The sequence below is a fragment of the Streptomyces sp. NPDC002680 genome (assembly GCF_042889145.1).
GTDB lineage: Bacteria > Actinomycetota > Actinomycetes > Streptomycetales > Streptomycetaceae > Streptomyces > Streptomyces adonidis.
Genome location: NZ_JBIAQP010000008.1, coordinates 432,947 through 454,497 on the forward strand (window position 1 = coordinate 432,947; position 21,551 = coordinate 454,497).

A 21,551-nucleotide genomic window follows, 5' to 3' on the forward strand; every position below is an offset into this window, starting at 1 on the left:
CAACTCAACTCCTCGGGCTCTCAACTTCTCAACAGAAGGGCGGAGGTGGGGACGCCCTCACCCGCCGTGACCAGGCAGGTGGTGGCCCCGGGGACCTGGGCGGTGCTGGTGCCGCGCAGTTGCCGTACGCCCTCGTTGATGAGGTTGAAGCCATGGACGTACGCCTCGCTGAGGCCGCCCCCGCCGGTGTTCATCGGCAGTCGGCCGCCGATCTCCAGGGCGCCGCCCTCGGTGAAGGCGCCGCCCTCACCGCGTCCGCAGAAGCCGTAGCCCTCCAGGGAGAGCGGGATGAGGGCGGTGAACGCGTCGTAGATCTGGGCGACTTGGACGTCGTCGGGGGTGAAGTCGGCGTGTTTCCAGAGGTGTCGGGCGGCTGCCCAGGCCGGGCCGGTCAGTGGGTCGTCGTTCCAGTAGTTGACCATCCCGTGGTGCTGGGCGGGCAGCCCCTGGGCGGCGGAGTGGATGTAGACGGGGGCGCGCCGGCAGTCGCGGGCCCGCTCGGCGGAGACGATCACGCACGCCAACGCCCCGTCCGTCTCAAGGCAGTTGTCGAAGAGGCAGAGGGGTTCGCTGATCCAGCGGGAGGTCATGTACATCTCGCGGGTGAGCGGACGGTCGTACATGATCGCGGCCGGGTTCTGGTTGGCCCGGTTGCGGCAGGCGAGGGCGACGTTGAAGAGGTGGTCGCGGGTCGTGCCGTACTCGTGCATGTGGCGGCGCGTGAGCATGGCGATCTCGTCGGAGGGCCGGAGGAGTCCGAAGGGGCGCGTCCACTGGGCGGGGGTGGGGAGTTGGGCGGTGGTGTTCCGCCACGGCCGTGGCCCGGAACCCCTCTTCCGCGACCTCCAGGCGACACCGACCGTTGCCTGGCCGGAGGCGATGGCGGCGGCGAGGTGGGCGATGGTGGCGCAGGAACCGCCGCCGCCGTAGCCGACCTTGGAGAAGAAGGTGAGGTCACCGAGGCCGAGCGCCTTGGCGACCTCGACCTCGTCGGTCTCCTCCATGGTGTAGGAGGCGAGGGCATCGACCTCGGCGGGGGCGATGCCCGCGTCGTCGAGCGCGGCGAGGATCGCACGGCACGCCAACGTCCGCTCGTTCTCGGGGAGTTGGCGGGCGAAAGGGGTCTGTCCGATCCCGGCGATGGCGGTGGCGTCCTTGATGCCGACGGTAATTGCCATAGCTGTGAGTGCACCTCCGCGCGAGCGCCCGGCTGGCTGCTGACAGAGCGTCAGGTTACAGCTAATCTGACGGTCAGTCAGCTCTTGTGTGTGGGATGTTGTGGGGAGGCCGACGATGCGCGGTGACTTGGCGTGGGGCAGCATTCCGGGGCTGGTCCGGGCGGCGGCGGAGCGGTACGGCGACGCCGAGGCGGTCGTGGACGGACGTACGCGGGTCTCGTACACGGAGTTGGGCGCGCGGGTGGAGCACGCGGCGGCGGCGTGCGTCGCGGGCGGGGTGGAGATCGGCGACCGGGTGGCGATCTGGGCGCCCAACTCCCTGGACTGGATGGTGTCCGCGCTGGGCGCGGTCTCGGCGGGCGCGGTGCTCGTACCGCTGAACACACGCTTCAAGGGGACGGAGGCGGCGTACGTACTGGCGCGCAGCCGGGCGAAGTTGCTGTTCGTGACGGGGACGTTCCTGGGCACGTCGTACGTGGCGTCGCTGCGGAGGGCGGCGGGGGAGGGGAGCGGTTCGGGACCCCTGCCGGGGTTGCCGGAGCTGACGGACGTGGTGGTGCTGGGGGAGGACGCGCCGGCTGAATTCCGTACGTGGAAGGACTTCTTGGCGGGCGGGGACGGGGTGGACGCGGGGGCGGTACGGGCACGGGCGGAGGGTGTTCGGGGGGAGGACCCCTCGGACATCGTCTTCACGTCGGGGACGACGGGGCGGCCGAAGGGGGCCGTGATCACACATGCGCAGTCGCTGCGGGCGTACGAGATCTGGAGCGAGTTGGCGGGGCTGCGGGAGGGGGACCGCTATCTCGTCGTGAACCCGTTCTTCCACACCTTCGGCTACAAGGCAGGGGTGTTGGCGTGTCTGATGCGGGGCGCGACGGTGATTCCGCAGCCGGTGTTCAACGTGGACACGGTCCTGGCGAACGTGGCGGCGGAGCGGGTGTCGGTGCTGCCGGGTCCGCCCACTCTGCTCCAGTCGCTGCTGGACCACCCGTCGCGTGACTCCTACGACCTTTCTTCCCTGCGGCTGGTGGTGACGGGGGCGGCGGTGGTGCCGTTGCGGCTGGTGGAACGGTTGCGTACGGAGCTGGGAGTGGCCACCGTCCTGACGGCGTACGGGCTTTCGGAGGCGAGCGGGATCGTCACGATGTGCCGTCGCGGGGATGCGGCCGAGGTGATCGCGTCGACGTCCGGGCGGGCCGTACCGGGGGCCGAGGTGAAGGTGGAGGCGCCTGTCGGTGAGCCCGGGGAGGTGCTGGTGCGGGGCTTCAACGTCATGCGGGGGTACTTCGAGGACGCGGAGAGCACGGCCGAAGCGGTCACGGGGGAGGGCTGGTTGAGGACGGGGGACGTCGGAGTCCTGGACGCCGACGGCAACCTGCGGATCACCGACCGCCTCAAGGACATGTTCATCGTCGGCGGCTTCAACGCGTACCCGGCGGAGATCGAGCAACTCCTCGGCCTGCACCCGGATGTGGCGGACGTGGCGGTGATCGGCGTACCGGACGGGCGGCTCGGTGAGGTCGGGAAGGCGTACGTGGTGCGGCGGCCGGGGGTGTCTCTGACGGGGGACGACCTGATCGCCTGGGCCCGGCGGGAGATGGCGAACTACAAGGTGCCGAGGGTGGTGGAGTTCGTGAGCGGGCTGCCTCGGAATGCGAGTGGGAAGGTGGTCAAGGGGGAATTGCGGGGGGCGAGGGGCATCCCGGGAGCGCCAATATGACGCGCATCACCCTCAGGGTGCTTAGGGTCGGGCGTGCGCGATCATGATCGGAATGGACGCTCATTTCCTTGGCATCGCCGAACTGGCCGAAGTCCCCTCCGTGGCCGTCGTGGTCGACGTCATGCGTGCTTTCACCGTGGCTGCGTGGGTCTTCGCGCAAGGCGCGGAGAAGATTGTTCTTGCCGAGTCGCTGGACGGCGCCCTGGCCCTCAAGGCTCGTCACCCCGACTGGGTGGCGCTCAAGGACGGGCCGCCCGCGCCCGGGTTCGAGATGGTCAACTCGCCGGGGCTGCTGCGGTCCGTCGACCTCGGCGGGCGGACCGTCGTGCAGAAGACCACGGCGGGGACGGTCGGAGCCCTCGCGGTCAAGGAGGCGTCGCTGGTGCTGTGCGCCGGCTTCGTGGTGGCGGAGGCGACGGCTCGGCTCCTGCGGGAAGGCGAGTGCGACAGCGTCACGTTCGTGGTCACCGGCGAGGGTGGGCAGGCCGAGGAGGACCTGGCGTGCGCTCAGTACATCGCCGCCAGAGCTGGCGGGGCCGACGGGGCCGGGGCGGATGCTGCCGGGTTCCTCCGTCGCGCTGCCGACTCGCGCGCCGCCGCCGAGCTGGCGGAGGGGGTGCGCCAGGGCGTCCATCCTGACGACGTCGCCCTGTGCCTTGAACTCGACCGGTTTCCCTTTGCCATGGTGGCGGCCTTGGAGGGGTCGCTCATGGTCCTGCGTCCGTGGGCCGTGGCTTCGTTGACCGATGGCGCCTCGATCTGATCGCTGGCGAAGTGGGCGCGATTGGTATCAGGTGGTATCTTCCCTGTATGGCCAAGACGCAGATCAACATCCGGATGGACGACGACACCGCCGAGATGGCCCGGCATGCGGCGGAGACCAGGCGTATACCGGTCAACGAGTACGTCGAGCAGCTCATTCGGAACGACAACGAGCATCTGCGTGCGGTCTTCATGGCGGCCGCACAGGAAGTGCTGGATGAGTACGGCGATCTCCTGGACGAGATCGAGGGGGAGCAGGGGGAGACCCGTACGTGAATCTTGATGTCGACCTCGCGTGGATTCTGCAGGTTGCGCAGCGGGCGGGGCAGGGTGATCCAGCAGTCGACGACTACGGCGTTCCCCTGGCGGCCGTCGAGCGGCAACGAGCCGTGCTTGTCGGACAGGAGGTCTACCAGGGGCCGTACGCCAAGGCGGCGGCCCTCGCGCACTCCCTGGGCCGTATGCGCTGGTTGGAGCGATCGAACCTCAAGGTGGCTGTCGCGGCTGCTCACGGGTACCTCATCGCCTCTGGAGTTCCCGCCAAGCTCGATCAACAGCGGGTTACCGCACTCGCGAACGAGTTGAAGAGGGAGAGCTGCACGGTCCGTAGCGTGGCCGAGTTGCTCAAGTCCTGGGCTGTGTGACGGCCTTCGCGAGCGGACGCCGCGCGATCCGACTGTCGTCACAGAACACCCGTCGGAATTGCCTTCCCCGGCTCCCACTTCTCGGTCGGGTCGAGGTCAGCAGTGGCACAGCACGTTGACGACGACGGTCTCGGCGTCGAGGTCGTCGAGATGGCGGTTGGCCTCTTCCCAGTGGCCGTCGGTGTCCGCGTCCGTCCATGAGCCGTCGAGGGTGACCAGGGCGAAGCCGGGCACGGCGCCCCGGACAGCCCACAGCCGGGCCTCCTCCTGGTCCTGTGCGAAGTACTCGACCGGGTCGCTGAGCAAGAGCGACGTGGTGAAGTGCGGGTCTCCCGCGACCGCCCGCTGCGCCACCTCCTGCACCAGCGGCTGAGCCAGATGCTCCTTCTTGGCATCCGCCAGGGAGTACCCGTCGGGATCGGCCTCGTGGCGGGCGAGGAAGTCGGTGAGCGGACGGGCCGGCGGGTGTATCGCGGTCAGCCCGGTCCAGGCGGCGAGCAGGGCGTCATACGCGCGCCCCGTTCGGTTCCGCATACCGTCGAAGTCGAGCAGCCCCCGAGGCCCACCATGGCATTCCAGCGGCCCGAGGGCATCGAGCCTGGCCTTCCTGCGCGGCACGGTCCTCGCCGTGACGAGTCTGCGGTCGCCGTCGTACTCGGGCAGTACGAGGTACGCGCTGCCCGCACCGGAGTGGATGGCCCACCAGTCCCAGTGGCCGTCCGGACTCCACTCGTCGCTCAGCTCAGAGTTGTAGGGAGCCATGGCCGCGGCCACTGCCTGCGGGACCTTCCGGGGAGCCGTCGGCAGCAGGCACACAGTGGCGAAGAACTTGGTCATGCCCGGGAGCGTAGGGCCTGGCGACTGGGCTGGTCCTGGCCTTTTACGTCGGTGGGGAAGGCTGCCAAGGTCCCGGCCTGGAAGAGGCGTTGGTGACGCTCTCAGTGGGGGCACGCGATTGACAGCCTCACGGCGGGCACCAAGAACACCACGGACGGTACGACGGCGACCACCAGCGTGGTCTACGACGTCCCGCTCACCGGCACCAACGCGCCCAACGCCATGGGTACTTCGGACGTCGGAACCTGGGGCCAGACCGACGTCCCCACGGACGCCACCGCGGTCTTCCCGGCCGACTCGGTGCCGTTGTCCCACACCGGCAGTGATCTGGTCGCGTCCGACTACCTGCGGGCCGGCATCACCTACACCGATGACTCCGGCCGCGAGGTGAACACGGCCACGCCCGGCGGGCACATCAGCACCACCGAGTACGACCGCTTCGGCAACACGGTGCGTGAACTGACCGCGGGCAACCGGGAACTGGCGCTTGCCACCAGCGGTGCCGGTCTGGCGGAACAGGTCGCGCTGAGCATCGACAAGATGACCAGCGATGACCGGGCCGAACTGCTGTCCACCCGCTCGGTGTACTCCGCCGACGGTCTGCGCGAGACCGACGAGAAGGGTCCGCTGCACCAGGTCACGCTCACCTCGGCATTGGCCGCGGGCTCCGGCGGCACCGACCTGCCCGCGGGCACCCCGTGGCCGGTCCGCGAGCACACGGTCAACACCTACGACGAGGGCCGGCCCACCGACGGCACCGCGACCGTCGTCAACCAGGTCACCACCACCAAGGTGGGCGCGTATGTCGACGGCTACCCGTCGGACGCGGACGTACGCACCAGCACCACGCAGTACGACTGGGTCAAGGGCCTGCCCACCAGGACCATCACCGACCCGAACGGGCTGGCACTGGCCAGGACCACGTCGTACGACTCCCAGGGCCGGGTGATCAAGACCAGCCTGCCCAAGTCGTCCGGCTCGGACGCCGGCGCCACGGTGACCACGTACTACTCGGCCACCGGAAGCGGTGCCTGCAACGGCCGCCCCGAATGGGCGGACCTGGTCTGCTCGACGGGGCCGGCCGCAAGCATCACCGGTGGCGGCTCCAACCCCACCGCGCTCCCCACCAAAACCATCGAGTACGACCGGTGGGGCAACATCGCCAAGGTCACCGAGACCGCCAACTCCGTCACCCGTACCACCACCAACACCTATGACACGGCAGGCCGGTTGACGACCACGTCGGTCAGCGGTGGCGTGGGCACGGCGGTGCCGGACGTCACGACCACGTACGACAGCAGCAGCGGCGACGTGGCGACCGTGACCTCCAACGGGCAGACCATCACCCACACCTACGACACCCTCGGACGGGAGATCTCCTACAACGACGGCGCGGGCAACACCGCCACCACGTCCTACGACCCCCTCGGCCGCGCGGTGAAGACCACCGACTCCGCCCCGTCCACCACCACCTACACCTACGACAAGGACATAGACCCCCGCGGTCTGGAAACCTCCCGCACCGACTCGGTCGCCGGCACCTTCGCTGCCACCTACGACGCTGACGGCGACCTGACCACCCAGGCCTTGCCCGGCGGCTACACCCTCACCATCGGCCAGGACGAGACGGGTGCGGAGACGTCCCGGGTCTACACCCGTGACAGCGACAACAGTGTGATCGCCTCCGACAGCACGGACGAGAGCATCCAGGGCCAGGTCGTGGCCGACGCCAACACCTCGGGCCAGAGCCGCAGCCGCACCTACACCTACGACGCGGCCGGTCGCCTCACCAGGGCGGAGGACACCGACCCGGACGGGGCCTGCACCCGCCGTGACTACACCTTCGACAACAACACCAACCGCACCGCCCTGGCCACCTCGACGAGCGACGTCGGCGCGGCCTGCACCTCCACCGGCGCAACCACCACGTCGTACGCCTACGACAGCGCCGACCGGCTGGTCACCTCCGGCACGGTCTACGACGCCTTCGGCCGCACGACGACCCAGGCGTCCGGCGCCACCATCGGCTACTACACCAACGACCTCGTCCGGCAGCAGACCTCCGGTACCAGCCGGCAGACCTGGACGCTGGACGCGGCAGGTCGCCTAGCCGCTTGGACCACCGAAACCAACAGCGGAGCAACCTGGACCCAGACCGGGTCCAAGACCAACCATTACGGAGCCGACGGCGGCGACAGCCCCGACTGGATCCAGGAAGCCAGCGGCGACCTCACCCGCAACGTGCAGGGCATCAGCGGAGATCTGGACGTGATCACTGACGCCACTGGTGACGCCGTCCTGCAGTTGACCGACATCCACGGTGATGTGACCGTCCAGATGCCACTGGACACCTCCAAGGCAGCGACCGCGCATGCCTATGACGAGTACGGCAACCTGGAGGGCGACACCACGGCAACCCGCTACGGCTGGCTCGGCGGCAAGCAGCGCTCCGGTGAAACGCTCACTGGCGCTGTCCTCATGGGGGTACGCCTTTACGACCCCGCGACCGGACGCTTCCTGTCCGTCGATCCCGTCCCAGGCGGCTCGGCGAACGCCTACGAGTACTGCAATGGCGATCCCGTCAACCACTACGACCTAGATGGCAGGAGCTGGTGGCGTAAGGCCGGCAGGTGGGCCTGGCGGCACAAATGGGATATCGCAGCCACTGCTGCGAGCTTCACTCCCGGTCTGGGACAGGCAGTCTGGGCCTACCGCGGATACCGTGCGTACAAGGCATTGACCTACACGAGTCGATTTGGCGGGTGGGCCTCGAGATCCCGCTGGATCGGAACCGGCAGTCGGCTGTTCGGTGACATCCACCGATCCGGACGTATGGGCTGGCTGAACCGCGGGAGTCGCTTCGCCATGGGATGGAGTGCTCACGGCTTCAGACGCCAGTGGGGCGTGAAGGCGACTCGCACCGTCTTCCGCGTCAAGATCTTCCGCCGGCACTACGACTGGTTCCACGGAGGATTCCTGTGATGCAGCAGAGCAGCCCCACTCCATGGGTGGAAGCCGTGGTCTTGGCCCTTACGAGAGCCGGTGCCACGCCGAGCGCCGTCGAACCGGAGACAACGGAGTCCGGAGGCTGGTCCATCGACTGGGAAGGCCAGAGCCGAGGAACCCCCCTGTGGTTCACCGTGTATGGCCATCCCTCCGTACCGACAGTTGAAGTACGTATCAGCGACTGGGTCTTTGCCCCAGTGGCCCTAGAGCAGGCAGAAGAGTTCCTCTTCAAGGCTCTTTCAGGTGATGCAGTCCTTCGGCGCGGTGTAGCCGGACTTGGTTCGTGGCGTCTGGAGGTCACTGTTGGCGGTCAGTTGATCGTCAACAGTGACCGAGAAGGATCCGGCAAACCAGATAGCGAGTGGGAAATCCAACTTCTTCGGAAAGACCACTGATTGCTAGAGTCCCGGCACTAGCGATCAATCACTCGTGGGATTGTGGCTCCCTGAGGGTCGATGGCTACCTCGCTCTTGAGGAATCCGTGCCACGCATCCTTGAAGAGATGACAGCCAATGGCATAAAAGTCGACGCGGGAGGGAAAGAGTGCAGGCTCTGCTCAACCTTCTTGCTCAGTGGGCCCAAGGGCATGGCGATCCGCGTCCATGCCTCCATGGGGAGAGCGGTAAGAGGGAGGTGTGAAGGGGGTGATCCCGGAATCGATCCGACGGCAAATCACCAGATGGTCAGCTGCCCATCCGTTTATGGCTGGGGTTCTCGGAGGAATCGGCTTTTATTTGATTTTCGCCATTGGTTCGGGAGAGTGGCTCGGAGCCGTCTTCGGCACTCCTCCTGTTGTCGTCCTCTTCACTCTCACCGCCTTCTCCGAACGTCGGCGGCGCAGGCGCTTGAACCTGACTGACTAATCAGATCCTGGCGCGGATCTGAATGCGGCGATAATATCGATCGGACGAAAAATGCGGCGAGCGGTGTACGGCCCTCTATGTCTGGCCGATGATGTGGCGCGCATTGGGGCCGGTGAGGATGATTTCACCATCAGGTTTACCAGTGTTGGGGTGGATAAAGGAGGCTCCCTGTCTATTGCCTGGAGCGGCATTCATCGTATCGATGCAGGATTTTCTGCGATGCGGGGTGCGAGGGTCTTGGTATTTGTTGCAAGTCTGTTGAATCTGGGGGTTGCGTCGGGGGACTCTGTGGCGGCCAAGCACTCTGTGCTGTCCATTTCGCTCAAGTCAGGGAAAATGATCTCCTGGTCCTTTGACGTACCTCCCTCGGGCTCGGTTAGCAAATGGAACCGGAAGAACGTGAAAATTCTCTTCGAAGAGCTCAGCTCCCTGGGAATGTTGCCCCTGCTGGGTAGCTCAGTCGCTGCTGAACAGCTCTTCGTCCGACTCGGCACGGTACAACCACTATTTCCGGGGCAGCGCAGACGGCAGATCGTCGGCGTCATCACGCAAATCGCAAAATGGTGACCGGGCGCTGGGGCCGGATCCTGCGTTCTTGCGAGACCGGCCTGACACGGCTGGTGTTCCTCGCCTTCGCCAGGGGGGAGCGGAAGGAGTCCGTGAGCGCAGCCGCTGATGCCGACCAGGCAGTCGCGGATCTCCTGAGGTTCCGTCCCGGAAAGATCAGCAAGAAGTACGCAAACAACGTGTGGTTCCCGGCCTTGTACGTCTTGGGCTTTCGATCATGGCTGTGGTTCATGATCACAGCCCTGTTGGCGGTCGGAAGTATCCTGCTGGGCCCGAGCCGTTCGGACGCGGAGTGGTACGTGCGGGTCGCGGTGTCCCTGGTGCCTGTCCTGCCAAGTGCGCTGTGCGTATCACGGCAGATCAGCCATGTGCTGACCCGGCGTGCTCTCGGAGCCGGGTCGGCTGGACGGAACACCATCGTCTGGATCGGCCGCTGGCTCAGCCCAGGCGCTGTTCTCGTCCTCTCGGCGGGAATGTGGGCGGTCTGGATGACGGTCTTCGTCTTCTAGAGATCTTCAATGGGTTTGTCCACTCGGCGGCACGGAGCCGTGCGACGGCGGCCGGGATCCTCGCGATCTCGATCGACACCGCCCACGTTTCGAGGAACTGGGTGAAGAGTCCGAGGTTGCCCGTGCGTGCCGCCAGGGTGATGGCCTCGTCCTTCTGCCGCTCCATGCCGGCCGACCGGTGAGGAGCCACCCTGTGCCGGTGCGACTCGCAGGGTGGCAGGCGTTCGCTCGGGCCGCGGGACAAGAGGCCCGCTGGGCTCGATGTGCTGTGCGGTCATCCTGATCCTTCCGAGGAACTGGGGTGTAGAACGCGTAGTACGTTTGTGGGCATGGACGGTCGCAGCGAGGTGCCGCTCAGAGAACTCAATCAGCAGACCTCGCGGGTCATGGCCCGTGTCGCGGCGGGCGAGACCGTCACCATCACCAAGGACGGCGTGCCGATAGGGGACATCGTTCCGCACGGTGTGCGCGACGGGATTCGTACCGGGCGGCCGGTGTACGCCTTGAGGATCGACCCCATGGGCTTGCTGGACATCCCTGATCTGGGGGGACCGGTACTGGGCGACGACGAGCTCGGTGAGACTCTGCGGGGGATGGGTGCGGTTGATGGCTGAAGTATCCGGACCCGAGATTCCGGTCGTCATCGCCGACACGAACGCGCTGTACCGCCTGTTCACGCCGAAGGACCCGCGTCATGCCGCGCACCGGGCGGCTCTGGCCAGAGTGGGGCACCTCGTCGTCCCCCCCCATGGTCCTCACCGAATTCGACTACCTGCTCACGGAGCGAGTGGGACCCCGGGCATCCATGAACGCTCTTGACTTCATCGCGGGCCAGGTGGAGGCCCGCCGATTCGGGATCCCGGACTCCGCGCCGCACCTGCGTGACGCGATGGCGGTGATGCGGGCTATGAGGACGTCGGCGGCGGCAAGGGTGTGGGCCTCGCGGATGCCATGAACGTGGTGCTGGCCGCCGCGTTCCAGACCGCCGACCTCTTCACTACGGACCGTCACTTCTGCATGAAACCCCCGCTCACCGGAGAGACGGCGTTCCGGCTGCTGCCGGACGACCTCTGAGACGGGGATACGTGGATCAGCCCGACTTCACCTCGGCGAGGAAGGCCGCCCAGGCCCCCGGCCCGGAAGAGGAGTACGGGGGCCGTTGAAGGGGATGCTGCCGCGGCGGCCGGCGCAGGTAGCAAGGCCGTTGACGAAGCGGCGACCGACGCGGCGGACCTCGCCGCCATCAAGCGGGCGAACGCTTAGGCACGGGCGGAGGAGGCGGACGCGGCGGGGGCAGCGCCGGACAAGCCGTCAGCCGGCACTGCCCACGGCGGAACCGAGTCCCCCAGCCGTTGCAGTTTCTCCCCGGACACCCCTGTCCTGATGGACAACGGCAGGACCAAACCGATCGGCGCGATCAAGACCGGGGACAAGGTCGAAGCCGCCACCCCGAAGACCGGCAAGCACCAAGGGCACCCGCACCGTCCAGCACGTGTGGATCAACCACGACCACGACCTGCTCGACCTCACCATCCGCACCGAGGACGGCCACATCGGAGTTTCCTTTTCCGGGTTTGAATTCAGTTGAAAACGGAGTTCGTCACTTCACTTCTGAAGGTCGATCCGGCGGATTTTCTCCAGTGGGTACGGGGCGCTCCTCCTTCGGTGCCGGAGTTCGTCGATGAAGTCCCACATCACCAGGGCGAGCGACGCGTGTCGCGCGATGATCGCTGCCGCCTCCTTCGGGACGGCTCCGGGGATACCTGCGGGGTGTCTGCCTTCCGCGCAGGCGCGCACCAGCGCGAAGCGGTCTTCCCGGTCGTGTCCGTACTGGGCGGTGAGCAGCCAGTGCACCAGGTAGGAAGCGGTGTAGCAGCGGTCGTACGTCTGATGGCGGTCGAAGAAGTCGGCCTCGTCCTGGGACAGTTCGAACCGGGAGGAGAGGGCGAGGCCGTAGTCCGTGAAGTAGAGGCGCCGGCCGTCGGTCAGGATGTTCTCGAAGTGGGCGTCGAAGTGCAGGAGCCCTCGGCTGTTCATGAACGAGGTGCCCGCTGCCAGGTTCCTCTCCACCATGACGCAGGCCCGGTCTGCGGCCTGGTCTCCGGCGTCCAGTTGTTCGCGGAGCCATTGGTGCAGGTTCTGCGGGATGTACTCCAGGAAGAGTGCCACGCTCGCCGAGGACTGCTGGAGAGCCTCGATCCGGCGCCGCACCGGTGCTCCGCCTCCCCAGTAGGAGACGGCCCGTTCCACGTCGGCCAGTTCCTCGGGGAGCGGTGTGGAGTCGGGCAGCACCCGCCAGTGGTACAGCAGGGGGAAACCCTCGTGATCCCCCGTGAGCACCCAGTTCGTCGTCATGGCGTGCACGGCGAGTTCCCGCCAGGCCCCGAAGCCCGGCCCGCCGATGCCGTACTGGCAGAACATCGGCAGGTCGAAGAGGTTCGCTGTGGACCGTACGTTCTCCGATGCCCTTTCCAGGTCGGTGAGCGGCACCCGCTTCACGAAGACCGGGGTTCCGTCGACGTCCAGCAGCGCCGACTTTCCGCCGATGCCGGAGCGAGTCGGCATGGCTGCGTCGACGAGTTCGGACAGGGAGCGGTCGCTGTGCAGGGCCAGGGTGGTGGAGACGGCACCGTAGGCGGTCAGACGCGTGGTGCGCGACATGTCTCTTTGGCCGCTGGCCAGGCCGGGTTCCGGTTCTAGTTCGGCCACGGGGTGACCTGGAGGACGTACACGCACTCCTGGCGAACGATGGTCAGGTAGAGGAACATCCCGCCTGAGACATAGGCAGTCTGCACGCCCTCGCCCGCGCCTTGATAACGGGTGCCGTCCAGGTGGAGTGCCTCGGCTGCTCGTGCGATCTCGGCGGCCCGCTTTTCGACTTCTGCGACGAAAGCGGGAGGCGCGGGTGTGGGGCCGCCGATGACGTGCGTTTCGTCCGGGTCATACTCCCAGCACCAATCACCCACCGGTGACCGACTTCCGGGCGGTGGAGTGCAGGTGCCGGATCTCGTCCATGGCGTCACGCCACGCGGGCTCGTCGCGATCGACGGTCTGCGCCGTGTACTCAGCGGTACGGAGCTGTGCCGCGGCCGCCGGAATCCTTGCGATCTCGATCGCCACGGCCCACGTTTCGAGGAACTGCGTGATGGGGCCGAGGTTGTCCGTGCGCGCCGCCAGGGTGATGGCCTCGTCTTTCTGCCGCTCCATCTCGGCCAGCCGGTGGGGAGCCACCTGCGCCAGCGCGATGCGCAGAGCGGCGGGCGTTCGCTCGGGCCGCGGGATGAGAGGCCCGCTGGGCTCGATGTGCTGTGCGGTCATCCTGATCCTTCCGTGGACCGTGCTGGGCCTACGGTACGGCAGGGGCGAGTGGCTACGCAGGGTGTTCGGAGTGGTCGGTTGGAGTGAACGCCGGTGCCGGGCAGGTCAGCTCTTCACCGAGGTGAGAAAGGCCGCCCAGGCCCCGGCCCGGAAGAGGAGTACGGGGCCGTTGTGCGGGGCGGCGGTCTTGGAGTCGCGTACGGGGACGACGCCGGGGGCGGAGGACACCTCGACGCAGTCTCCGCCGGTGCCGTTGCTGTAGCTGCTCTTGCGCCAGAGGGCCGCGCCGGGGAAGGCTCCGGCGAGTTCGACGCAGTCCCCGCCACTGGAGTTGCTGTGGCTGCTCTTGCGCCACACCGCAGTGCTCAAGTCAGGCTGGATGCTTGCCATTTCGGTAGTCCTCTGCCGCTTGTTCGATCATGGCCAGGGACGCTTCCGGCGGAAGTGCTGCGGCCCTGAGCAGATCGTACGACCTGCGGTAGTCCCTCACGAGGGGTGGATAGTCGATCAGTTGGCCGCTGTGGAGACCCTCGGTGTAGACGACGGGGGGTGCGTCCGGGAAGGTCATGACTTTGATCATGCCCATCATGAGCGGGTGGGCGACAGCTGTTTCCGGCAGGATCTGAAGAACGCCCTGCGTGGAGCGGATCATGTGCGCGATGTGCTCCAGTTGCTCCGCCATCTCCTTGGGTGGCAGCAGCGGTTCGCGGATCAGCGCCTCGCGGACGATCGCCCAGAACGCGGGAGGCTCCTCGCATGCCCAGAGCTTGGCGCGCTCCACCCGAGCCTTGACCTGTTTCTCGACCGTGCGTGGGCGTAGCCAAGGGCTCCCCGTTTCGATGACCTTCTTGGCGTACTCCTTGGTCTGGAGAAGGCCGGGCAGGAGCATTGGCGCCCACTCCTCGATCGACTCCGCGTGCTGCTCCATCTCGACCACGTCCGCGAAGTACTCCGCGTGCCCCGACTGCTTCGCCCTGCGGGCGTCTTCACAACGCCGTACGAAAAAGCCGTCCGTATCCAGTTTCTGGTCGACGTGCTTGGCCAGGTCGTCCGTCATCCGGCGTTCGCCGCGCTCGACCTGGCTCAGGAACGAGATGCCGCGCCAGCTTCCCTCGACCAGTTGTTCCAGGGTCAGGCCGGCCTGTTCCCTTCGAAAGCGCAACTCGGCGCCGTAGAAGGAAGGGACGTTCGCCGACGCGTCGGGGTCCTTACGGGAGGGCACAACTCACCACCGCCTCTTTCCAGTTGCGCTGCGCAATCCGAAGCCCTTCCACGGTACGCACCGTCACGTCACTCTGTGAGGGAATCGTCACAGAGCGCGCATAAGTGCGTGCTGAGCAGGGAGGTCCCGCCCCATGGAGCCCACGCAGCCCGAACCCACCGTCTTCGACGTCACCCTTTGCGTCGAGGAACTCCGCGACGCCCTCCGTGAGCACGGGATCACCCTGCCGTCCCTGCGGATCGATCTGCCGAGTTTCGCGGGGAGTTACCGGACGCCGAGGGGCCTGGTCGCGCTCGGCGGCTGCAACGCGGCCACCGCGCGGAAGCTGGCCGCCGTGCTGCGGAACGCGGCCGGGCAGTGAACGTCATGACCTCCTTCGGTGCCGAACTGCTCGCGGTCCCCAAGGCGGTACCGGAGCTACGGAGTGCGGTGCGCGAGTGGTTCGGGGAGGACGTGCAGTTGTGCGTCACCGAACTCGTCGGCAACGTCATCCGGCATGTCGGGGAGGGGGTGCCCGTTGCCGTACGAGTGGCCCGTGTCGACGGCGCTCGGGTCCGGGTCGAGGTCGATGATCCCGACCCGCGTGCTCTGCCCGTGCTGCTCAGCGCCACCGGGGCCGACGAGTCGGGGCGCGGGCTGGCGCTGCTCGGGGCGTTGGCCGTGCGGTGGGGCGTGGAGGTGGACGCCGAGGGCAAGACGGTGTGGTGTGAGCTGGCCGGCGCCGGTGTTCCGCAGGCCATGAAAGGCCGTCCGGTCACTGAGGAGGAGTCGGCCGCGGCAGAGAGGGAACGGCGTGGAATCGGCCGTATCTTCGCCGAGCGCGGGTCCGGGAGCTGCTCACCGGGCCTTCCCACAGCCGGATAGTTGACCGCCCCACCGCCTCACCGCCCCCCCCAAACACCACGACCGCGGCGGCTCCCCCTCCGCGCCGCCGCGGTCGTTCCCCGTGCAGGTGTACGTCTGTTGGAGCCCCGTGGGACTCCCCCCGTGGGAGCCCCGTTGGAGCCCCGTGGCTCAGGCCGTCTCGTCCGTCGCGTGGACGTCGTCCGTCGTGGCCGTGGCCGGTTCCGTCGTGGCGTGGACGTCGCCCAGGATCGTGGCCGTGGTCTTCGTCTTCTTGACCGGCTCGCTCGTCGCGTGGACGTCGCCCAGCGTCGTCACGGTCGCCGGCTCCGACGTCGCGTGGACGTCGTCCGTCGTGTTCTCGTCGCTCATCTTGCTGTCTCCCCTGAATGGTGACCGGTGGACGGTGAGGGCCCGTCCCGCGATTCCCCCGTGGATCGTGGGACGGGCCCAGGGCCGGTTCACCTTAAGAGGTCCGGCCCCCTGTCGTTCCGCCTGCCCCCCGACGCGACGGCTCGACAGGGACGAGACTGCCGGACGGCGATAAACGAACGATGAACGCCGCTCACCTTCGGGTATGCCCAGGCAACCGTCAGCGGTTCGTACGCGTCGGCTGCCCCAGCAGCTCCCGTACCGCGACCCCCTCAGGCGCCCCCAGCGACTCGAAGATGCCGAGCGCGTCCTTCCAGCAGACCTGGGCGCGGTCCAGCTGGCCGATGCCGTGCAGGGCACGGCCCAGGACCGTGAGGACGTTCCCGCGGCGCCACTCGCCGCCGATGCCGCGCAGTACCGTCAGCGCCTGCTCGGCATTGGTCGCCGCATGCGCCGAACGGGCCGCCGCGAGATCCACCTCGGCCAGGCGGAACAGGGTCATGCCCTCCCACAGGCGCTGTCGGCTGTCCCGGAAGACTCGTAGGGCTTCGTCCAAGTGGTCTGCCGCTTCCGCCAGTTGGCCGCTCTGGGTGAGCGCCAGGCCCAGCGCGTAGCGGCCGTTGGCCCCTCGGACCGTGTGGCCCATCGCGTCGTACATCGCCGTGCCCCGCTCGGCCAGGGCGACCGCGCTGTCGGTGCGGCCGGTGGCGAGGTGGATGCGGGACAGATTGCACAGGGCGCTCGCCTCGCCCGGACGGTCCGCGCAGGCGCGGTAGTTCTCGATGGCGCGGGTGAAGTGGGCCTCGCCCGCGTCGTGCCTGCTCTGGTAGAGCGCGACGATGCCGCTGATGTTGGACGACCAGCACGCGGTGTACTGGTCGTCCGCCGCGAGCGCCAACTCCGTTGCCCGCTCCGACTCCTGGACGGCCGAGTCGAAGTCGCTCCCGGAGACGTGGTGCACGAAGGCCAGGGTCGTCAGGGCGCGCGCCTCCGTGCGTGACGATCCCGCCGCCCGCGCCGCGTCCCGCACGATCGCCGCCACCGCCTCGTACTCCCGGGAGTTGGTGCCCGACTCGGCCAACTCCACCGCCGCCCACAGGACATCGGCCGCCCGGCGCAGCGCGTGCGGCCGGCTCGCGGCCTGCCGTACACAGGCCAGCACGCACACCGCCTCCGCGTGCACCCAGTCCTGCGCCGCGTGCCGGTCGGCGAACGTCAGGCCCGGGTACTCCGCGTGCTCCAGGTGGTCGACCAGCTTGTCCTCGGGGCGCTGGATCCGGTAGGTCGCGGCGACCGTCGCCAAGTAGAAGTCCAGCAGCCTGGACATCGCCACATCCCGCTCACCCGGCGGGTGTTCGTCCCGCTCGGCACAGGCGCGCGCGTAGAGGCGTACGAGGTCGTGGTAGCGGTAGCGGCCCGGCGCCGCCGACTCCAGCAGCGAGGTGTCCACCAGGGACTCCAGGACCTCCTCGGCCCGGTCAACAGGCAGGCCCAGTACGGCCGCTGCCGCCGCGAGCGAGATGTCGGGGCCGTCGGCCAGGCCCAACAGGCGGAAGGCGCGCGCCTGTTGGCGGTCCAGGGCGCCGTAGCCCAGCTCGAAGGTCGCCTTCACGGCGAGGTCGCCGGCCTGGAGTTCGTCCAGGCGGCGGCGTTCGTCCGCCAGCTTCTCCGCCAGGACCGACACCGTCCAGGTCCGGCGCGCCGCCAGCCGGGACGCCGCGATCCTGATCGCCAGCGGCAGGAAACCGCAGGCCGCGACCACGTCCAGGGCGGCCTTGCGCTCGGCCGCGACCCGTTCCTCGCCCACGATCCGCGTGAACAACTGGAGGGCTTCCTCGGGGGACATGACGTCCAGGTCGACGAGGTGGGCGCCGGCCAGGTCCACCATCCGTACCCGGGAGGTGACCAGGGCCGCGCAGCCCTCCGTGCCCGGCAGCAGCGGACGTACCTGGGCGGCGTCGCGGGCGTTGTCCAGCAGGACCAGGACCCGGCGGCCGTCCAGCAGCGAGCGGTACAGGGCCGCGCGCTCCTCCAGCGAGTCCGGCATCGCAGAGTCGGCCGTGCCCAGGGCGCGCAGGAAGGCACCCAGGACTGTCTCCGGTTCCGCCGCCTGCGTTCCGGCGCCCTGGAGGTCGATGTACAACTGCCCGTCGGGGAAGGCGGAACGGGCCTGGTGGGCCACATGCACCGCCAGGGTCGTCTTGCCCACGCCGCCGATACCGGCCAGCGCCGACACCGCCATCACCCGGCCCTGAGTCGGCGACGCGGAGGACGCGGACGACAGGACCTTGCTCAGCTCGGAGACGAACGCGGCGCGGCCCGTGAAGTCCGAGACCGTGGCCGGGAGTTGGGCGGGTCGTACGGGCGCCGGGGCGGGCTCGGGCGCGAGCGGGGCCGAGGGCTCGGCCAGGCCTGGGTCCGCCTTCAGGATGCGGCGCTGCAACTCCTTGAGGCCGGGGCGGGGATCGACGCCCAGCTCGTCGGCGAGGAGCCTGCGCGTGTCCGCGTACACCGCCAGTGCCTCGGCCTGCCGGCCGCTGCGGTACAGGGCCAGCATCAGCAGCTCGCGCAGCCGCTCGCGGAGGGGATGGGCCGCCGTCAGGGCGGTCAACTCGCTGATGGACTCGGCGTGGCAGCCCTGCTCCAGGTCCATGTCCAGGCGGGATTCGAGGAGTTGGAGCCGCCACTCCTCCAACCGGACGCGCTGTGCGTCCGCGTACGGGCCCGGTACGCCCGCCAGCGGCTCCCCGTCCCACAGGTCGAGGACCTTGTTCAGGACGTTCCGGGCATGGCACAGGTCCCCGGCGTTCCGCGCCTTCTCCGCCTCCGTGGCCAGGTCCTGCGCCACCGCCAGATCGAGCGCGCCCTCGGGCAGGGAACGGATGGCGTATCCGGTGGACTCGCTCAGCAGGACGCCGGAGCCCAGGGCCTTCCGCAGCCGCGAGGCGTACGTCCGCACCGCCGCCAGCGCCTGTGGCGGTGACTCCTCGCCCCACAGGGCGTCGATCAGCTCGGCCGCCGTGGCCGTGCGGCCCTCGCGCAGCAACAGCGCGGCCAGTAGCGCCCGTTGCTGCGGGGATCCGGTGGACAGCTGTTCCTCGTCGTGCCAGGCCCGTACCGGCCCGAGCACGCTGAAGCGCAGCGCCGCTGGGGAATCCACCGAGGGTCCCACCGGAGTGTCCCTGGGATCCCGCTGTGCCGGCACCCGTGGTACAGCCGGTACGTCACCCATCGCCGCTCCCTGCCGAACTTCATGACCAGGACAGCAGTTTGCCTTGTCCCTGGCGTATGCGTCAGCTGTCGAGACAGCGATCACAGCTCGGCGCACGAGGTACTACAGAGTTCTCACACTGTCTTCGCACAGCGTTCTACAGAAGGGGACGGGTGGTTGCACAGCTGACGGTTCGTCAGATCGGCGCTACCGTGCCTGATATGAAGACGACTGCGGAGACGACGAGCACCTTTCCGAAGATCATCTCGGTGGACGACCACACGGTGGAGCCCCCGGGCGTCTGGCAGGACCGGCTCCCGAAGAAGTACCTGGACATCGGCCCGCGCATAGTCCGCGCGCCCCTGAAGGAGATGTCCTTCCTGGGCGGCCGGTTCAAGCCCGTGATGGGGCAGCCCGGCGACGACGGGCCGATCGGCGACTGGTGGATCTACGAGAACCTGCACCGCCCCCTCACCCGCCTCGACACCGCCGTCGGCTACGACCGCGACGAGATCAAGCTCGAAGTCATCACGTACGAGCAGATGCGCCCCGGTTCGTACGACGTCCCGCAGCGACTGGCCGACATGGACATCAACCACGTCCAGTCCGCCGTCTGCTTCCCCACCTTCCCGCGCTTCTGCGGCCAGACCTTCACCGAGGCCAAGGACCACGAGCTCGGGCTCCTCGGCGTACGGGCGTACAACGACTGGATGGTGGAGGAGTGGTGTGGCCCGCAGGCGCAGGGTCGGCTGATCCCCCTCACCCTCATCCCGCTCTGGGACGCCGAGTTGGCGGCTGCCGAGGTCCGGCGCAACGCGGCCCGGGGTGTCCGCGCGGTCGCCTTCTCCGAGATCCCGCCGCACCTCGGGCTGCCCTCGATCCACGGCGACGCATGGGACCCCTTCCTCGCGGCCTGCGCCGAGACCGGCACGGTCATCGCGATGCACATCGGCTCGTCGAGCCGGATGCCGTCCACGTCCGCCGACGCCCCGCCCGCCGTCGGCTCCACCATCACCTTCGCCAACTGCTGCTTCTCGATGGTCGACTGGCTGATGAGTGGCAAGTTCGAACGCTTCCCCCAGTTGAAGATCATGTACGCGGAGGGCCAGATCGGCTGGATCCCGTACATCCTGGAGCGCGCGGACGTGGTCTGGGAGGAGAACCGGGGCTGGGGCGGAGTCGCCGACAAGGTCCACCGGCCGCCGTCCGAACTCTTCGCCGAGCATGTCTTCGGCTGCTTCTTCGACGACGCCTTCGGCCTGAAGAACCTCGACTCGATCGGCGTCGGGAATGTCCTGTACGAGACCGACTACCCCCACTCCGACTCCACCTGGCCCGGCTCCAGGGAGGTCGGCGAGCGGCAGATGGGGCACCTGGACCCCGAGGTCGTCGAGCGGATCGTACGAGGCAACGCGATCGACCTGCTCGGGCTGACGCCGGACGGGCTGTGGAACCCCGCATAACCTTCCACGTCCACGCAATCTTCCCAAGCTTCCCACCTGGGACGGCTGGTCATCCGGTACCGTGAACTCCCTTGGGGGGCCAAGTGGTCATTGTGTAAAGACGCGTCGCCGATCGTGGTCGTCCCCCTGTTGTGTTGTCCGTCCGCAGAGGCATGCAGAGGCATTCCGCGCAGGGAAAACAGGGGCGTCCGTTGCCGTACACCGCAGAGATCAGCCGGACCAACCCGGGCTGTTTCATCTTCCTGGTGGACCAGTCCGCCTCCATGAGCGACCCCATGGAGAGCGGTGAGACGACACAGCCACGGGCCGAGGTGGTCGCCAACGCCATCAACCGGCTGCTGACGGAACTGTCGGTCAAGTGCGCCAAGGAGGAAGGCGTACGCGACTACTTCCACGTCGCCGTCATCGGCTACGGCCACAACCACGTCGGCTCCGCCTACCAGGGCGCCCTCGCCGGCCGCGACCTCGTTCCGCTGAGCGAGGTCGCCAACAACCCGGCGCGGGTGGAGAGCCGTACCAAGAAGGTGCCCGACGGGGCCGGCGGGCTGGTCGAGACGTCCGTGCAGTTCCCGGTGTGGATGGACCCGGTCACCAACGGCGGTACGCCCATGACCCGCGCCCTCGGCTACGCGGACACCCTCGTCGCGCACTGGGTCGACACCCACCCAAGCGGCTTCCCGCCCATCGTCCTCAACCTCACCGACGGCGAGTCCACCGACGGCGACCCGACCAGCGCGGCCATCGGCCTCGCCTCGCACGCCACCGCCGACGGGCCGGTCCTCCTCTTCAACCTGCATGTGTCGGGCAGTGGCGGCGCCCCGATCACCTTCCCGGACAACGAGGAGCAACTGCCGGACACGTACGCGAAGTTGCTGTTCCAGATGTCCAGCGTCCTGCCCAGCCACATGCGTTCGTACGCAGCCTCGCAGGGCCACCGCGTCGGTGAGACCACCCGGGGCTTCGTCTACAACGCCGACATCGTCTCGATCGTGGAGTTCCTCGACATCGGCACCCGTGCGACGGAGCTGCGCTGACC

23 protein-coding genes are annotated in these 21,551 nt (G+C 68.1%); 15 read left to right on the forward strand and 8 right to left on the reverse strand.

The window, feature by feature from the left end:
- Positions 1–20 precede the first annotated feature (20 nt).
- The gene (locus tag ACFYXF_RS23295) at positions 21–1,178 is read right to left on the reverse strand and encodes a lipid-transfer protein (RefSeq protein ID WP_389351912.1); all 1,158 of its coding nucleotides are present in this window, start codon (positions 1,176–1,178) and stop codon (positions 21–23) included.
- A 115-nt stretch (positions 1,179–1,293) separates the two neighbouring features.
- Here ACFYXF_RS23295 and ACFYXF_RS23300 point away from each other — a divergent pair, with 115 nt between their 5' ends.
- From ACFYXF_RS23300 to ACFYXF_RS23315, 4 genes are read left to right on the forward strand one after another with little or no spacing between them, the layout of a single operon-like run.
- Positions 1,294–2,898 (forward strand): FadD3 family acyl-CoA ligase, encoded by a 1,605-nt coding sequence (locus ACFYXF_RS23300; RefSeq protein ID WP_389351914.1) that lies wholly within the window; start codon positions 1,294–1,296, stop codon positions 2,896–2,898.
- A gap of 52 nt (positions 2,899–2,950) precedes the next feature.
- A complete protein-coding gene (locus ACFYXF_RS23305) occupies positions 2,951–3,661 on the forward strand; it encodes a 2-phosphosulfolactate phosphatase (protein WP_389351915.1) in 711 nt (236 codons plus the stop codon).
- Positions 3,662–3,708: 47 nt separating this feature from the next.
- Positions 3,709–3,936, forward strand: coding sequence for a hypothetical protein (locus ACFYXF_RS23310; protein ID WP_389351917.1), 228 nt, complete (start codon positions 3,709–3,711; stop codon positions 3,934–3,936).
- Positions 3,933–4,304, forward strand: coding sequence for a fic family toxin-antitoxin system, toxin component (locus tag ACFYXF_RS23315; protein ID WP_389351919.1), 372 nt, complete (start codon positions 3,933–3,935; stop codon positions 4,302–4,304). Before ACFYXF_RS23310 ends, ACFYXF_RS23315 begins: the two co-directional genes overlap by 4 nt.
- 96 nt (positions 4,305–4,400) lie before the next feature.
- On the opposite strand, the gene ACFYXF_RS23320 is transcribed toward ACFYXF_RS23315, so the two are convergent.
- Positions 4,401–5,141: a hypothetical protein gene (locus ACFYXF_RS23320; RefSeq protein ID WP_389351921.1), complete on the reverse strand. Its 741-nt coding sequence runs from the start codon at positions 5,139–5,141 to the stop codon at positions 4,401–4,403.
- A gap of 177 nt (positions 5,142–5,318) precedes the next feature.
- Here ACFYXF_RS23320 and ACFYXF_RS23325 point away from each other — a divergent pair, with 177 nt between their 5' ends.
- The 7 genes from ACFYXF_RS23325 to ACFYXF_RS23355 all read left to right on the forward strand — a co-directional run bounded on the left by ACFYXF_RS23325 (position 5,319) and on the right by ACFYXF_RS23355 (position 11,160).
- Positions 5,319–8,123 carry an RHS repeat-associated core domain-containing protein gene (locus ACFYXF_RS23325; RefSeq protein ID WP_389351922.1) on the forward strand — a complete coding sequence of 935 codons (2,805 nt, stop codon included), beginning with the start codon at positions 5,319–5,321 and terminating at the stop codon, positions 8,121–8,123.
- Entirely contained in the window at positions 8,123–8,542 is a 420-nt protein-coding gene (locus ACFYXF_RS23330) for a hypothetical protein (RefSeq protein WP_389351923.1), read from the forward strand. Before ACFYXF_RS23325 ends, ACFYXF_RS23330 begins: the two co-directional genes overlap by 1 nt.
- A gap of 519 nt (positions 8,543–9,061) precedes the next feature.
- Positions 9,062–9,577: a hypothetical protein gene (locus ACFYXF_RS23335; RefSeq protein ID WP_389351925.1), complete on the forward strand. Its 516-nt coding sequence runs from the start codon at positions 9,062–9,064 to the stop codon at positions 9,575–9,577.
- A 92-nt stretch (positions 9,578–9,669) separates the two neighbouring features.
- Complete coding sequence (locus ACFYXF_RS23340; protein WP_389351927.1) at positions 9,670–10,086, forward strand: hypothetical protein; 417 nt, start codon at positions 9,670–9,672, stop codon at positions 10,084–10,086.
- 329 nt (positions 10,087–10,415) lie between these two features.
- Positions 10,416–10,700, forward strand: a complete 285-nt coding sequence (locus tag ACFYXF_RS23345) for a type II toxin-antitoxin system Phd/YefM family antitoxin (protein WP_389351929.1) — start codon at positions 10,416–10,418, stop codon at positions 10,698–10,700.
- A gap of 191 nt (positions 10,701–10,891) precedes the next feature.
- Positions 10,892–11,041, forward strand: coding sequence for a hypothetical protein (locus tag ACFYXF_RS23350; protein WP_389351931.1), 150 nt, complete (start codon positions 10,892–10,894; stop codon positions 11,039–11,041).
- The gene (locus ACFYXF_RS23355; RefSeq protein ID WP_389351932.1) at positions 11,038–11,160 is read left to right on the forward strand and encodes a hypothetical protein; all 123 of its coding nucleotides are present in this window, start codon (positions 11,038–11,040) and stop codon (positions 11,158–11,160) included. The genes ACFYXF_RS23350 and ACFYXF_RS23355 overlap by 4 nt, the downstream gene beginning before the upstream one ends.
- A gap of 531 nt (positions 11,161–11,691) precedes the next feature.
- Here ACFYXF_RS23355 and ACFYXF_RS23360 read toward each other — a convergent pair.
- From ACFYXF_RS23360 to ACFYXF_RS23375, 4 genes are all read right to left on the reverse strand, one after another.
- Entirely contained in the window at positions 11,692–12,747 is a 1,056-nt protein-coding gene (locus tag ACFYXF_RS23360; protein ID WP_389351934.1) for a protein kinase family protein, read from the reverse strand.
- A 297-nt stretch (positions 12,748–13,044) separates the two neighbouring features.
- Positions 13,045–13,404 carry a DUF6247 family protein gene (locus ACFYXF_RS23365; RefSeq protein ID WP_389351936.1) on the reverse strand — a complete coding sequence of 120 codons (360 nt, stop codon included), beginning with the start codon at positions 13,402–13,404 and terminating at the stop codon, positions 13,045–13,047.
- Between the two features lie 105 nt (positions 13,405–13,509).
- Entirely contained in the window at positions 13,510–13,794 is a 285-nt protein-coding gene (locus ACFYXF_RS23370; protein ID WP_389351938.1) for a DUF397 domain-containing protein, read from the reverse strand.
- Positions 13,775–14,626 carry a helix-turn-helix domain-containing protein gene (locus ACFYXF_RS23375; RefSeq protein WP_389351940.1) on the reverse strand — a complete coding sequence of 284 codons (852 nt, stop codon included), beginning with the start codon at positions 14,624–14,626 and terminating at the stop codon, positions 13,775–13,777. The genes ACFYXF_RS23370 and ACFYXF_RS23375 overlap by 20 nt, the downstream gene beginning before the upstream one ends.
- A 133-nt stretch (positions 14,627–14,759) precedes the next feature.
- Here ACFYXF_RS23375 and ACFYXF_RS23380 point away from each other — a divergent pair, with 133 nt between their 5' ends.
- Positions 14,760–14,987: a hypothetical protein gene (locus tag ACFYXF_RS23380; protein WP_389351941.1), complete on the forward strand. Its 228-nt coding sequence runs from the start codon at positions 14,760–14,762 to the stop codon at positions 14,985–14,987.
- Positions 14,988–14,992: 5 nt separating this feature from the next.
- Positions 14,993–15,490, forward strand: coding sequence for an ATP-binding protein (locus ACFYXF_RS23385; protein ID WP_389351943.1), 498 nt, complete (start codon positions 14,993–14,995; stop codon positions 15,488–15,490).
- Between the two features lie 150 nt (positions 15,491–15,640).
- On the opposite strand, the gene ACFYXF_RS23390 is transcribed toward ACFYXF_RS23385, so the two are convergent.
- Both ACFYXF_RS23390 and ACFYXF_RS23395 read right to left on the reverse strand, forming a co-directional pair.
- Positions 15,641–15,841, reverse strand: coding sequence for a hypothetical protein (locus ACFYXF_RS23390; protein ID WP_389351945.1), 201 nt, complete (start codon positions 15,839–15,841; stop codon positions 15,641–15,643).
- Positions 15,842–16,061: 220 nt separating this feature from the next.
- Positions 16,062–19,073: a BTAD domain-containing putative transcriptional regulator gene (locus tag ACFYXF_RS23395; protein ID WP_389351947.1), complete on the reverse strand. Its 3,012-nt coding sequence runs from the start codon at positions 19,071–19,073 to the stop codon at positions 16,062–16,064.
- 200 nt (positions 19,074–19,273) lie between these two features.
- On the opposite strand from ACFYXF_RS23395, the gene ACFYXF_RS23400 reads away from it, so the two are divergent.
- Together ACFYXF_RS23400 and ACFYXF_RS23405 are read left to right on the forward strand one after the other, a co-directional pair.
- Positions 19,274–20,515: an amidohydrolase family protein gene (locus ACFYXF_RS23400; RefSeq protein WP_389351949.1), complete on the forward strand. Its 1,242-nt coding sequence runs from the start codon at positions 19,274–19,276 to the stop codon at positions 20,513–20,515.
- 191 nt (positions 20,516–20,706) lie between these two features.
- Complete coding sequence (locus ACFYXF_RS23405; RefSeq protein ID WP_389351951.1) at positions 20,707–21,549, forward strand: vWA domain-containing protein; 843 nt, start codon at positions 20,707–20,709, stop codon at positions 21,547–21,549.
- Positions 21,550–21,551: the final 2 nt, after the last annotated feature.

Coding starts and splice junctions, on each gene's coding strand:
- ACFYXF_RS23335 (WP_389351925.1), top strand. CDS start 9,062: ATGCGGCGAGCGGTGTACGGCCCTCTATGTCTGGCCGATGATGTGGCG.
- ACFYXF_RS23360 (WP_389351934.1), bottom strand. CDS start 12,747: ATGTCGCGCACCACGCGTCTGACCGCCTACGGTGCCGTCTCCACCACC.
- ACFYXF_RS23395 (WP_389351947.1), bottom strand. CDS start 19,073: ATGGGTGACGTACCGGCTGTACCACGGGTGCCGGCACAGCGGGATCCC.
- ACFYXF_RS23385 (WP_389351943.1), top strand. CDS start 14,993: ATGACCTCCTTCGGTGCCGAACTGCTCGCGGTCCCCAAGGCGGTACCG.
- ACFYXF_RS23390 (WP_389351945.1), bottom strand. CDS start 15,841: ATGAGCGACGAGAACACGACGGACGACGTCCACGCGACGTCGGAGCCG.
- ACFYXF_RS23330 (WP_389351923.1), top strand. CDS start 8,123: ATGCAGCAGAGCAGCCCCACTCCATGGGTGGAAGCCGTGGTCTTGGCC.
- ACFYXF_RS23355 (WP_389351932.1), top strand. CDS start 11,038: ATGAACGTGGTGCTGGCCGCCGCGTTCCAGACCGCCGACCTCTTCACT.
- ACFYXF_RS23365 (WP_389351936.1), bottom strand. CDS start 13,404: ATGACCGCACAGCACATCGAGCCCAGCGGGCCTCTCATCCCGCGGCCC.
- ACFYXF_RS23305 (WP_389351915.1), top strand. CDS start 2,951: ATGGACGCTCATTTCCTTGGCATCGCCGAACTGGCCGAAGTCCCCTCC.
- ACFYXF_RS23300 (WP_389351914.1), top strand. CDS start 1,294: ATGCGCGGTGACTTGGCGTGGGGCAGCATTCCGGGGCTGGTCCGGGCG.
- ACFYXF_RS23400 (WP_389351949.1), top strand. CDS start 19,274: ATGAAGACGACTGCGGAGACGACGAGCACCTTTCCGAAGATCATCTCG.
- ACFYXF_RS23350 (WP_389351931.1), top strand. CDS start 10,892: ATGAACGCTCTTGACTTCATCGCGGGCCAGGTGGAGGCCCGCCGATTC.
- ACFYXF_RS23320 (WP_389351921.1), bottom strand. CDS start 5,141: ATGACCAAGTTCTTCGCCACTGTGTGCCTGCTGCCGACGGCTCCCCGG.
- ACFYXF_RS23370 (WP_389351938.1), bottom strand. CDS start 13,794: ATGGCAAGCATCCAGCCTGACTTGAGCACTGCGGTGTGGCGCAAGAGC.
- ACFYXF_RS23380 (WP_389351941.1), top strand. CDS start 14,760: ATGGAGCCCACGCAGCCCGAACCCACCGTCTTCGACGTCACCCTTTGC.
- ACFYXF_RS23295 (WP_389351912.1), bottom strand. CDS start 1,178: ATGGCAATTACCGTCGGCATCAAGGACGCCACCGCCATCGCCGGGATC.
- ACFYXF_RS23310 (WP_389351917.1), top strand. CDS start 3,709: ATGGCCAAGACGCAGATCAACATCCGGATGGACGACGACACCGCCGAG.
- ACFYXF_RS23345 (WP_389351929.1), top strand. CDS start 10,416: ATGGACGGTCGCAGCGAGGTGCCGCTCAGAGAACTCAATCAGCAGACC.